Here is a 12,059-nt window from a genome sequence, read left to right as displayed (position 1 = left end):
TGGAAAATGAACTCGTATTCTCCAGTATCGGCGCGAACCTCGACACTGTCAGACCTGTCAGGGGCCGGCGCTTGCCCGTTTTGGCCGGAACACGCTCGTATCGCCATAAAACGCTTCGTCCTGTCCCTCGTACCAGCCGGGGATGCCGAGTACGGGAAGCGGCGTGAAGGACGCTGTCGTCAGGTTGTCCGCGGCCAGTTGCGCAGCCACTGTGTCGTCGATCCAGCTGCGCTGTGCGTCCCAGCCGAGCGCGAAGTATGCATCGGGAGCCACCACGACGCGCGTGTGCGCGGTGATCGCCTTGCGCGGCGCGACCAGCTTTTCCATCAGCGCATGGCCGAACAGCCAGGGCTGGACGTCGGTCCCGAACTGGGCGCGGCGCTCGAACAGGGCCTCGGTCCATCGATGACCGCGCAATGCCTCGATAAGGCCGCGCGCGCCGTCGCTGTCGCGCACCACCAGCAGGGCCGCGTTCTCGTCGAAGATGGTGGCCGCATCGCGCGCAGGCCCACGCCACTTGCCGATACCCGCCACGGCGATCTGCGCCGCCTGCAGGGCGTTAAGCTGCTGTTTGATACGCGGGAAGGTGAGCCACACCAGGCCGTTGAAGAAGTCGTGCAGGTTGTCGCGCGTGGGCACGCATCCGGTCGCGCCGATGAACTGTTCGTAAGCCTGTCCTTCCGGCAGTTCGGCTTGGGGAACGAAGCGAATTGGCAGTCCCGCCGCGTTGCAAAGGCCAAGGCCGGCAGCGCCAGCATTAAGCGCCGCACTGACACTGCCCGCGCCCTGGCCTATGCGGGCAAAGGCCGGACGCACCGAGTCATACCAGCGGCGCGTCCAGTCAATCGTCTCCAGCATCTGGTTTAGAGCATCTTCCAGTTGATCGCCTCGCCGCTGTTGAGCGGGACCAGCTGCGCATCGGCCATCGGCACCGTTTCAGGCAGCGTCCAGGTTTCGCGCTTGAGCGTCACGGTTTCCGTGTTGCGCGGCAGTTCGTAGAAGTCCGGGCCGTAGAAGCTGGCGAAGGCTTCCAGCTTGTCCAGCGCACCCGCGCGCTCGAACGCCTCGGTGTACAGCTCCATCGCATGCAGCGCGGTGTAGCAGCCGGCGCACCCACAGCTGGTTTCCTTTGCGCCGATGGCGTGCGGCGCCGAGTCGGTGCCGAGGAAGAAGCGTTCGTCGCCGCTGGTCGCCGCAGTCACCAGCGCCAGGCGGTGTTCTTCGCGCTTGAGCACCGGCAGGCAGTAGTAGTGCGGGCGGATGCCGCCCTTGAAGATCTCGTTGCGGTTGTAGAGCAGGTGGTGCGCGGTGATGGTCGCCGCGATCGGCCCTTCGGCTTCGGCCACGTACTGGGCCGCGTCCCTGGTGGTGATGTGCTCGAAGACGATCTTCAGTTCAGGGAAATTCTTGCGCAGCGGGCGCATGACGCGCTCGATGAACACGGCTTCGCGGTCGAACAGGTCGATGTCCTGGTCGGTCACTTCGCCGTGCACCAGGAAAGGCATGTCGAGTTCCTGCATCACTTCCAGCGTTTTGTGGCAGCGCGCCAGGTCGGTCACCCCGGCGTCGGAATTGGTAGTCGCGCCTGCCGGGTACAGCTTGACCGCGTGAACGAATCCGCTGTCTTTCGCGCGGCGGATCTCGTCGGGGTCGGTGTTGTCGGTCAGGTAAAGCGTCATCAAAGGTTCGAAGCGCATGCCGGCCGGCAGCGCGGCCAGGATGCGCTCGCGGTAGGCCTGGGCCATCGCGGTGGTGGTGATGGGCGGGCGCAGGTTCGGCATCACGATGGCGCGGGCGAACTGGCGCGCCGTGTGCGGAAGCACGCTGGCCATCGCTGCGCCGTCGCGCAGGTGCAGGTGCCAGTCGTCGGGACGGGCGATGGTCAGGCTTTGGGGAGTGTCGATGAGGGACATGGCGGCTTTCGGAAAACGGATGGCGTTATTTTACCCGCTCCAGCGCCCGATTCCGCACTGGCACCCGGTGAGCCAGCGTGCTAGTGGATGATCTTGGCCAGGAACTCCCGCGCCCGCTCCGCGCGCGGCAGGGTAAAGAATTCCTCGGTCGGGCTGTCCTCGACGATGCGGCCATGGTCCATGAAGATGATCCGGTCCGCCACCTTGCGCGCAAAGCCCATTTCATGGGTGACCACCATCATGGTCATGCCTTCCTGCGCCAGGCCGACCATCACGTCGAGCACTTCGTTGATCATTTCCGGGTCCAGCGCCGATGTCGGCTCGTCGAACAGCATCGCGATCGGATCCATCGCCAGCGCGCGCGCAATCGCCACGCGCTGCTGCTGGCCGCCCGACAGCTGGCTCGGGAACTTGTCCTGCTGCGCCAGCAGGCCGACCCGGTCCAGGTATTTGAGGCCCTTGTCGGTCGCTTCCTCGCGCGTGCGGCCCAGCACCTTCACCTGCGCCAGCGTGAGGTTGTCGCGCACTGACAGGTGCGGGAACAGCTCGAAGTTCTGGAACACCATGCCGATGCGCGCGCGCAGCTTGGACAGGTTGGTCTTCGGGTTGCCGACCTCGACGCCATCGACCAGCACATGCCCTTGCTGGAAGGGTTCGAGCCCGTTGACCGTCTTGATCAGGGTCGACTTGCCGGAGCCGGACGGCCCGCAAATGACGACGACATCGCCTTTGGCGACCTGGGTGGTGCAGTCGGACAGCACCTGGAACTTGCCATACCACTTGCTGACATTCTTCAGTTCGATCATATTTTTGTTCATTTACCCGGGTCGTTAACGCCCCACCACAGCGCCTGATTGGCGAGCTTGACAGTACCCTCTACCCCTAGGATACTGCCCGGACTTGTAAAATTGATCAAAAGCATCTGGCCCGCTCGCCCGCAAAATCACGCTATTTTGCCCGAGAACGGGCTGGGGCAGGCAGTCCTTTCTTTTCCCTACCCGGATCGACACCCTTTCAGAAAGCGCAGCAGCACATGAATAATCGAAACCGCCTGACTATCTATATCCTGATCGGCCTTGTCGCCGGTGTTGTCGTCGGCTACCTGGCCAACGTCGGCATGGCCACTCCCGGGACGTTCGCTGATTACATGTCGCTGATCTCGACGATGTTCCTGCGCCTGATTAAGATGATCATCGCGCCGCTGGTGTTCGCCACGCTGGTGGTCGGCATCGCCAAGATGGGCGACGCCAAGGAAGTCGGCCGCATCGGCTTAAAGGCGATGCTCTGGTTCGTCATCGCTTCGGTCATTTCGCTGTCGCTTGGCCTGATCCTGGTGAACCTGTTCCGCCCGGGTGATGCGCTGACCGCGATGGTGCCTGCCGCCGATGCCGCGTCCGGCATCGCCACCACCGGCCTCACGCTCAAGGAATTCATCACCCACCTGATTCCGTCGTCGATCGTCGATGGCATGGCAAAGAACGAAATCCTGCAGATCGTCGTGTTCTCGCTGTTCTTCGGTACCGCAGCGGCCGCCGTTGGGCCGCGCGCCAATGCGATGATCGACGCCATCGACGGCGTCGCCCACGTGATGCTGAAAGTGACCGGCTACGTGATGAACCTGGCGCCGCTCGCCGTGTTCGCAGCGGTATCGGGCACCATCGCCAGCAAGGGCCTCGGCGTGCTGTCGACCTTCGGCATCTTCATGGCCGAGTTCTACTTCGGTATCGTGCTGCTGTGGATCGTGCTGACGATCGCCGGCTTCATGTTCCTGGGCCCGCGCGTATTCGCCCTGCTGCGCGAACTGCGCGAGCCGACCCTGCTGGCTTTCTCGACCGCGTCGTCGGAAGCCGCATTCCCGAAGACCCTGGAAGGCCTGGAGCGCTTCGGCGTGCGCAACCGCATCGCGGCATTCGTGCTGCCGGTCGGTTACTCGTTCAACCTTGACGGCTCGATGATGTACTGCACCTTCGCCGTCGTGTTCATCGCCCAGGCTTACGGCATCGAGATGGACCTGTCGACCCAGATCGTGATGATGCTGGTGCTGATGCTGACCTCCAAGGGCATGGCTGGCGTACCGCGCGCGTCGCTGGTGGTGATCGCCGCAACCCTCACCCAGTTCAACATCCCTGAAGCCGGCCTGCTGCTCCTGCTGGGCATCGACCACTTCCTCGACATGGCGCGCTCGGCGACCAACGTCATCGGCAACGGTATCGCTACCGCCGTCGTGGCCAAATGGGAGAATGAGCTTACCGACCCGGTCAAGAAAGACCTGGCTACGGAGCCGCTTCCGTAAATACGGCGCCATCGCCGCGACGCCACGGGGCGGGTATGCGTTTAACGCATCCCGCCCCGTGTCTTTTAGCCTACGTTTTTTATAAACTTTCCGTTTTGAATCGTGTATCCTCTTTTGCCACTATCACCTCCTGGAGCACCCAATATGCTGAAGCTTTCCGCGATGAGCCTTCTCCTTGCATCCACCGGTCTCGCGCAGGCCGCAACCCAGACGGTCGACTGCGGCCGGCTATTGGACGTCAAGGCCGGAAAGTGGATTGAACGCGTCAGCGTGGTGGTCGAAAACGGCTCGATCAGGTCGGTCGGCCCGATGACACAGGGCGCGGACCATATCGACTTGTCGAAGCACTCCTGCATGCCGGGGTTGATCGACATGCACGTGCACCTGACCGGCGAGACGCAAAAGCAGGTCGACGCCCTGCGCGAGAGCATCAGCTTCGACCCGGCCGACCTGGCCTACCGCTCCGTGGCCTATGCGGACCGCACGCTGAAGGCTGGCTTCACCACCGTGCGCGACCTCGGCGCCCCCGATGGCCTGAACGTCGCGCTCAAGCGCGCGATCGCTACCGGCGCCATTCCCGGCCCGCGCATGTTCACTGCCGGTAAATCGATCGCCACCACCGGCGGCCACGCCGACCCAACCAACAACTTCTCGCAGCGCTTCAGCAAGGCGCTTGGCGCGCCGGGTCCGAACGAGGGCGTCGTCAACAGTCCGGAAGAAGCCCGCCAGGCCGTGCGTGCGCGCTACAAGGAAGGCGCGGACCTGATCAAGGTGACCGCGACCGGCGGCGTGCTGAGCCAGGCCCGCAGCGGACAAAATTCGCAGTACACCGAGGACGAGCTGCGCGCCATTATCAGCACCGCGCGCGACTACGGCTTCCGCGTGGCCGCCCACGCCCACGGCGCCGAAGGCATGAAGCGCGCCGTCCGCGCCGGCATCGACTCGATCGAGCATGGCACGATGATGGACGACGAGACCATCGCGCTGGTCAAGAAGCACGGCACCTTCTACGTGCCGACCATCTCGGCAGGCCGCTATGTCGCCGACAAGGCCAAGGAAGCGGATTACTACTCGCCGCTGGTGCGCCCAAAAGCAGCAGCCATCGGCCCGCAGATCCAGGCCACCTTCGGCCGCGCCTACAAGGCCGGCGTGAAGATCGCGTTCGGCACCGATGCAGGCGTATTCCCGCACGGTGAGAACGCCAGGGAATTCGTCTACATGGTCGAAGCGGGCATGCCGCCGCTGGAAGCGATCCGCTCCGCCACTCTCGGCGCGGCAGCCCTGCTGGACCAGGACAAGCGCCTCGGTTCGATCGAGCCTGGCTACGCCGCCGACATCATCGCCGTCAGCGGCGATCCGCTGCGCAACGTGGCTATTTTGCAGCAGGTTCAGTTCGTGATGAAAGACGGCGTCGTCTACAAGAAGCCTTAATTTTTAAAGGAGACCGTATGTTGTTTCATAAATCCGCGCAGTCCATGGTTGCGCTGCTGGGCCTCATGGTCGCTCTCGCATCGGCGCATGCCGCCGATCCAAAACTGGCCAACGTCACCATCCTCGCCACCGGCGGCACCATCGCCGGCACCGGCGCCACCAGCACTACCACGGTTGGCTACACCGCCGCGACCGTCGGCGTGCAGACGCTGATCCAGGCAGTGCCTGAGATGACCAAGATCGCCAATGTCAGCGGCGAGCAGGTATTCCAGATCGCCAGCGAAAACATGAGCAACGAGCACTGGCTGGCTTTGGCCAAGCGCGTCAACACGCTGCTGGCGCAAAAGGACGTGCACGGCATCGTTATCACGCACGGCACCGACACGCTGGAAGAAACCGCGTACTTCCTGAACCTGGTTGTGAAGAGTAAAAAGCCGGTCGTGCTGGTCGGCTCGATGCGCCCATCGACCGCCATTTCGGCAGATGGCCCCGCCAACCTGTACAACGCGGTGGCGCTGGCTGCCAGCCCTGATGCGGTGGGCCGCGGTGTACTGGTGTCGATGAGCGACCAGATCCATGCAGGGCGCGACGTGTCGAAGTCGAACACCACGATGGTCGACACCTTCCGCACGCCGGAACTGGGCATGCTGGGCTACTTCCAGGGCGGTAAGCCGTTTTTCTACCGCCAGGTAGCGCGCAAGCACACGACCGAGACCGAGTTCGATATCAGCTCGCTCAACGCGCTGCCGCAGGTTGACGTGGCTTATGCGTATGCGAACGTGGGTCCGACTGCGATCGATGCGTTTGTCGCCGCTGGCGTCAAGGGACTGGTGCATGCGGGCGTGGGCAACGGCAGCTTGCCTGCGAAGGTGCGTCCGGCGCTGTCGGCTGCGCGTGCAAAAGGCGTGGTGGTGGTGCGCGCGAGTCGCGTCGGCCAGGGCATCCTGGCGCGTAATGGCGAAGCCAACGACGATGAGCTGGACTTTGTGGTGGCTGACACCCTCAGCCCGCAGAAGGCGCGCATTTTGCTGATGCTGGCGCTGACGAAGACGAACAACACCAAAGAGATTCAGCGGATGTTCTACACCTACTAACACCGCCTCGAACCGTAGGGCGGACAAGCCCGAAGGGCGCCTCCGCCGAATGAGCCTGAACAGCGTTATCGGTAATTCGGCAGATTCGGCGGAGGCGCTTCGCTTTTCCGCCCTACGATCAACCCGCCTCCTCCACGGGCGACTTAAGCTCCTCATCCTTCCTCGCCTGCTGCCTCTCCCACATCTGCGCATACAAGCCATCGGCCGCCAGCAGCTGCTGATGCGTGCCCCGCTCCACAATCCGTCCGTGATCGAGCACCAGGATCTGCTGCGCATCGGCCACCGTCGACAGCCTGTGCGCGATGACCAGCGTCGTGCGGCTTTTGGCAATCTCCTTCAGCTCCGCCTGGATCGCCTGCTCGGCCTTTGAATCGAGCGCCGACGTGGCTTCATCAAAAATCAGGATCGCCGGGTTCTTCAGCAGCGTGCGCGCAATGGCCACGCGCTGCTTCTCGCCGCCCGACAGCTTCAGCCCGCGCTCGCCGACCGTGGTTGCATACCCATCGGGGAGGCTCTCGATAAAGTCGTGGATCGACGCGGCCCGCGCCGCGGCGACGATCTCGTCCTTCGTCGCGCCCGGCTTGCCGTAAGCGATGTTGTACTCGATGCTGTCGTTGAACAGCACCGTATCCTGCGGCACGATGCCGATCGCGTGGCGCAGCGATTCCTGGGTCACGTCGCGCAGGTCCTGCCCATCGATGGTAATGCTGCCGCTGTTGACGTCATAGAAGCGGAACAGCAGCCGCGACAAGGTCGACTTGCCCGAGCCGCTGTGCCCGACCACCGCGGTCGTCGTCCCGGCGGGCACAGTAAAGTCGACGTCGAACAGGATCTGCCGCTTCGGGTCGTAGCTGAATTCGACGTTCGAGAACGTCACGCGCGCGCCGTGCGTCTGCAGTGGTTTGGCGTCCTTGGCGTCAGCCACTTCGCGGTTCTGCTCCAGCAGGCTAAACAGGCGCTCCATGTCGGCCAGGCTTTGCTTGATCTCGCGGTAGATCACGCCGAGGAAGTTGAGCGGAATGTACAGCTGGATCATGAAGGTGTTGACCAGCACAAGGTCGCCCAGCGTCATGGTGCCCGCAATGACGCCTTCGGTTGCGCGCCACAGGATCAGCGTGACGGCGGTGGCGATGATCAGCGACTGGCCGGTATTGAGCACCGACAGCGACGATTGCGACTTGACCGCCGCATTCTCGAAGCTCTTGAGCCCTTCGTCGTAACGCCGGGCCTCGTAGTCTTCGTTGCCGAAGTATTTGACCGTCTCGTAATTGATCAGCGAGTCGATGGCCTTGGTGTTGGCTTTCGAATCGAGGTCGTTCATCGTGCGGCGGAAGTGCGTGCGCCAGTCAGTCACGATGATGGTGAAGGCGATGTAGCTGACCAGCGCGACCACCGTAATCACGGTAAACCAGATGTCGTAGTTCAGGACCAGGTAGCCCAGCACCAGCGAGATTTCGACCAGCGTCGGCAGGATATTAAACAGCGTGAACGAGATCAGCGAGCTGACGCCGCGGGTGCCGCGTTCAATATCGCGCGTCATGCCGCCGGTCTGGCGGTTCAGGTGGAAGCGCAGCGACAGCGCATGCAGGTGGCGGAACACGCGTAGCGCAATCGTGCGCACGGCGCGCTGTGTCACTCGGGCGAACAGGAATTCGCGCAGCTCGGTGAACACCGTGGTCGACAGCCGAAGCGCCCCGTATGCGACCAGTATCCCGAGCGGCAGCACCAGCAGCGCCTTGGGATTGGATGGGCTGATGGTCAGGTGGTCAATCAGCTGCTTGAGGATCAGCGGCACGCCGACGTTGGCGATCTTGGCGCCGATCAGGCAGGCCAGCGCGGCGATCACGCGCCACTTGTAGACCCACAAATACGGCAGCAGGGTCTTGAGCGTGGCCCAGTCGCTGGGCCTGGGGGCGTTCGGATCAACGGGGGGAGCGGGTGCGGTGGAACTGGAGGAATGGCGGCGCATGGCAGAGCTCAGTAATTTATGGTTCAATCGGGTTCGATTGTAGCCTTTCATGAGATTTCAAGATGACCAAGCCCGAGAACGTCGCACCCTGCCCTGTCAACACGTCGCTTCCAACAGGAAAGATGCCTCAGCTGCGGGTAATGCCGGCCCCATCGGACGCCAATGTCTACGGCGACGTTTTTGGCGGCTGGATCATGGCCCAGGTCGACATCGCCGGCTCGCTGCCCGCAACCCGGCGCGCCAACGGCCGCGTCGCGACCATCGCGGTTAATTCCTTCGTCTTTAAAAACCCCGTGTTTGTCGGCGACCTGCTGTCTTTTTATGCCGATATCGTCAAAGTCGGGAACACTTCGATCACCGTGTATGTCGAAGTTTACGCCGAGCGCAACAGGCTGTCGGCGGACACGGTCAAGGTTACTGAAGCAACCCTCACCTATGTCGCCACCGGCGATGACCGCAAGCCGCGCCAGCTGCCGCCGCTCGAGTCGCTCATCGACAACTGACGCGGGGTAGCAATGGACGAGCAACGCCGGATCTTCCTGGCGGGCGCGGGGCAGTTGGCCGTGCTTGCCGCATGCGCACCGCTCGCACGCGCTGCCGCCCAGAACGCGCCTGGCAAGTATCCGTTCAGCCTGGGCGTCGCGTCCGGTTCGCCGCTGCCAAACTCGGTCATCCTGTGGACCCGCATCCTGGCCGATCCCCTCAATGCCGCGGCCACGCCGCCAGTGGCGTTTGCGGTGCGCTGGGAAGTGGCGCACGACGAGGCGTTTACCCGCATCGCGGCGAAGGGCAGCGCCAGCGCCGTGCCTGCGCTCGCGCACAGCGTGCATGTGGACGTGGCCGGGCTCGAACCTGGCCGCTGGTACTGGTACCGCTTCATGCTGGGCGACGCGGTCAGCCCGGTGGGCCGCACCCGCACGGCCCCGGCTGCCGATTCGCTGCCCACGATGCTGAAGATGGCTGTCGCCTCATGCCAGCACTGGGAGTTCGGCAGCTTTGCGGCGCACCGCCACATCGCCAACGCCGCGCCGGACCTGGTGGCCTTCCTTGGCGACTATATCTACGAATGGGGCCCCTACCACCTCAGCCATCCGGGACGCGCGAAGCGCGTCGACGAAAGCTATTCGCTGCTTGAGTACCGTGCGCGCTACGCACAGTACAAGAGCGACCCGGACCTGCAGGCCTCGCACCGCGCGGCGCCGTGGATCGTCACGTGGGATGACCATGAAGTCGCCAATGACTACGCGGGCGACCGCGACGAGCGGCTGAGCCCCACGTTCGCGCAACGGCGCGCGGCTGCCTACCAGGCGTTTTACGAGCATATGCCGCTGCGCGTGGCGCCCGCGCGGCGCAACGGCTTCGGCCAGTTGCGCATCTACGACCGCTTTGACTGGGGACGGCTGGCGCGCCTGCACGTGCTGGACGACCGCCAGTACCGCGCCACCCACGCCTGCCAGCCGCCGGGCAAAGGCGGATCGACGTCGGTATTGCGCGCGCGCTGCGGTGCGCTGCGCGATCCGTCGCGCACGATGCTAGGCGCGGAACAGGAGGCCTGGCTGGAAGCGGGACTCCAGACATCGGAAGCGCGCTGGAACTTCCTCGTCCAGCAAACGCCCATGGCGCAATCGAGCCAGGTGCCGGTGATCCATCCCGACGACGGCCGCTTCTGGAACGACGGCTGGGATGGCTATCCGACGGCGCGCCAGCGCTTGTTCGATGCGCTTGGCAGCACGCGCGCGTCGAATCCGGTTGTGCTGGCCGGCGACGTGCACACCTTTTACGCGACCGACCTGAAGCCGGATTTCAACCGTCCGGTGTCGAAGCAAAACCCGGTGATTGCGACCGAATTTTGCGGTACTTCAGTTACATCGGGATCGCGGCCGCAGGCGCGCACGCTGCAGTTCGTGGACATGAATCCACACGTCAAATATGGCCGCAGCGACAAGCGGGGGTTCATGCTGATGGAGGTCGCACCCGCCGCGACGAAGGCGATTTTCGTGGGCCTGGACGATGTGAAGCTGGCCAGTTCGGGTGCGGCTGCCATTGCCCAGTTCCGTGTTGAACACGGCCGGCCGGGAGCGGTCCGGGTCTGAGCGCCCCGCCAGCGCTGTACCTGGAAGGCCGGGTTCCCTCAGCGACTGTGCCCAGTTGCTCGTCAGCAGTCTTTACATCGTTTGCGACCTAGGCGCTAAGGAACAATCGTCGTAAACAGGTAGACCGCGAAAATCACCAGGTGCACAGTCCCCTGCATGACGGTGGTACGGCCAGTGCCGAGCGACAGCGTGGCGACGATAATCGACAACAGCAACAGCACGGTCGACTTGACGTCGATGCCCAGCGACAGTGTCCATCCGGTGGCCAGCGACACGATCGCTACCGCGGGAATGGTCAGGCCGATACTGGCCAGCGCCGATCCCAGCGCCAGGTTCAGGCTGGTCTGCAGGCGGTTGGCGCGCGCCGCCTGGTACGCGGCGATCCCTTCGGGCAGAAGCACCACCGCAGCAATGATGATGCCGACCAGGGCCTTGGGCGCGCCGATGGCGATCACGGCAGCTTCCAGTGTCGGCGACAGTGACTTGGCAAGCAATACCACGCTGGCCAGGCAGGCCAGCAGCAAGCCTGCACTGATCCACGCCATCTTCAGCGGCGGCGGCGGCGCGTGCACGTCCTCGTCCCCTGGAGCAGCTTCAGGCAGGAAATAATCTCGGTGGCGGACGGTTTGGACGAGCACGAACGTGCCGTAGAGCACCAGCGAAATCACCGCGATAAAGGCCAGCTGGCTGTTGCTGTACGAGGGACCGGGCGTGGTGGTCGTGTAATTCGGCAGCACCATGGTCAGCACCGCAATCGCGGCCAACGTTGCCAAGGCGGCGGATACGCCGTACAGGCCAAAGGTCTGCTCGCCGTGCCGTCCGGCGCCAGCAAGAATGCACAAGCCAACCATGCCGTTCAGGATGATCATGACTGCTGCAAAGACCGTGTCGCGCGCCAGGCCCGCCGTGGTTTCTCCCCCGGCAATCATCAGCGACACGATCAGCGCCACTTCGATCGCGGTGACCGCGATGGCCAGCACCAGGGTCCCGTAAGGTTCACCGACCTTGTGCGCGACGATCTCCGCATGAAACACTGCAGCAAGGACGCCTGCAAACAGTCCCGCAACCAGCAGCACGGTGTACGCCATGCCCAGGATATCGCCAGCGCCGGCAGCTAAGCCGGCCAGCAAAAGCCAGGCAACAATCGGGGCGGCGATAGACCAGCGCGGCAGCGAGGCTGTAATTTTCATAGCAATCGTTGGATAAGAGGCAAACTTAGTGTAGCAGCAAAGTGCCATATTTACGGGGTGAAACCGCGCATTTGGC

10 protein-coding genes are annotated in these 12,059 nt (G+C 63.6%); 5 read left to right on the top strand and 5 right to left on the bottom strand.

The features are described from left to right. Window positions 1–57: 57 nt before the first annotated feature. From LMJ30_RS18945 to LMJ30_RS18935, 3 genes are all read right to left on the bottom strand, one after another. Window positions 58–858 carry a DUF3025 domain-containing protein gene (locus LMJ30_RS18945; protein ID WP_229434086.1) on the bottom strand — a complete coding sequence of 267 codons (801 nt, stop codon included), beginning with the start codon at window positions 856–858 and terminating at the stop codon, window positions 58–60. 5 nt (window positions 859–863) lie between these two features. Next, window positions 864–1,913: a dihydroorotase gene (pyrC, locus tag LMJ30_RS18940; RefSeq protein ID WP_229434085.1), complete on the bottom strand. Its 1,050-nt coding sequence runs from the start codon at window positions 1,911–1,913 to the stop codon at window positions 864–866. Window positions 1,914–1,993: 80 nt separating this feature from the next. Then, window positions 1,994–2,719 carry an amino acid ABC transporter ATP-binding protein gene (locus LMJ30_RS18935; protein WP_229434502.1) on the bottom strand — a complete coding sequence of 242 codons (726 nt, stop codon included), beginning with the start codon at window positions 2,717–2,719 and terminating at the stop codon, window positions 1,994–1,996. Between the two features lie 227 nt (window positions 2,720–2,946). On the opposite strand from LMJ30_RS18935, the gene LMJ30_RS18930 reads away from it, so the two are divergent. From LMJ30_RS18930 to LMJ30_RS18920, 3 genes are all read left to right on the top strand, one after another. Beyond that, window positions 2,947–4,206 (top strand): dicarboxylate/amino acid:cation symporter, encoded by a 1,260-nt coding sequence (locus LMJ30_RS18930; protein WP_229434083.1) that lies wholly within the window; start codon window positions 2,947–2,949, stop codon window positions 4,204–4,206. A 144-nt stretch (window positions 4,207–4,350) separates the two neighbouring features. Next, window positions 4,351–5,637 carry a metal-dependent hydrolase family protein gene (locus LMJ30_RS18925; protein WP_229434081.1) on the top strand — a complete coding sequence of 429 codons (1,287 nt, stop codon included), beginning with the start codon at window positions 4,351–4,353 and terminating at the stop codon, window positions 5,635–5,637. Between the two features lie 17 nt (window positions 5,638–5,654). Beyond that, on the top strand, window positions 5,655–6,731 hold the full coding sequence (locus LMJ30_RS18920) for a type II asparaginase (RefSeq protein WP_229434080.1): 1,077 nt from the start codon (window positions 5,655–5,657) through the stop codon (window positions 6,729–6,731). 118 nt (window positions 6,732–6,849) lie between these two features. On the opposite strand, the gene LMJ30_RS18915 is transcribed toward LMJ30_RS18920, so the two are convergent. Further along, window positions 6,850–8,700 carry an ABCB family ABC transporter ATP-binding protein/permease gene (locus LMJ30_RS18915; protein ID WP_229434078.1) on the bottom strand — a complete coding sequence of 617 codons (1,851 nt, stop codon included), beginning with the start codon at window positions 8,698–8,700 and terminating at the stop codon, window positions 6,850–6,852. Window positions 8,701–8,762: 62 nt separating this feature from the next. Between LMJ30_RS18915 and LMJ30_RS18910 the strand changes: the two genes are divergently transcribed. Then, window positions 8,763–9,203 carry an acyl-CoA thioesterase gene (locus LMJ30_RS18910; RefSeq protein WP_229434076.1) on the top strand — a complete coding sequence of 147 codons (441 nt, stop codon included), beginning with the start codon at window positions 8,763–8,765 and terminating at the stop codon, window positions 9,201–9,203. A 12-nt stretch (window positions 9,204–9,215) separates the two neighbouring features. Next, on the top strand, window positions 9,216–10,793 hold the full coding sequence (locus LMJ30_RS18905; RefSeq protein WP_229434074.1) for an alkaline phosphatase D family protein: 1,578 nt from the start codon (window positions 9,216–9,218) through the stop codon (window positions 10,791–10,793). 95 nt (window positions 10,794–10,888) lie between these two features. Here the strand turns inward: LMJ30_RS18905 and LMJ30_RS18900 are convergent, their stop codons facing one another. Next, window positions 10,889–11,983 carry a calcium:cation antiporter gene (locus LMJ30_RS18900; protein WP_229434073.1) on the bottom strand — a complete coding sequence of 365 codons (1,095 nt, stop codon included), beginning with the start codon at window positions 11,981–11,983 and terminating at the stop codon, window positions 10,889–10,891. Between the last annotated feature and the right edge of the window lie 76 nt (window positions 11,984–12,059).

The organism is Massilia agrisoli (assembly GCF_020831365.1).
GTDB classification, from domain to species: Bacteria; Pseudomonadota; Gammaproteobacteria; order Burkholderiales; family Burkholderiaceae_D; genus Telluria_A; species Telluria_A agrisoli.
The sequence above is the reverse complement of the archived record's forward strand: the minus strand, read 5'-3'. Positions and strand labels throughout refer to the sequence as shown.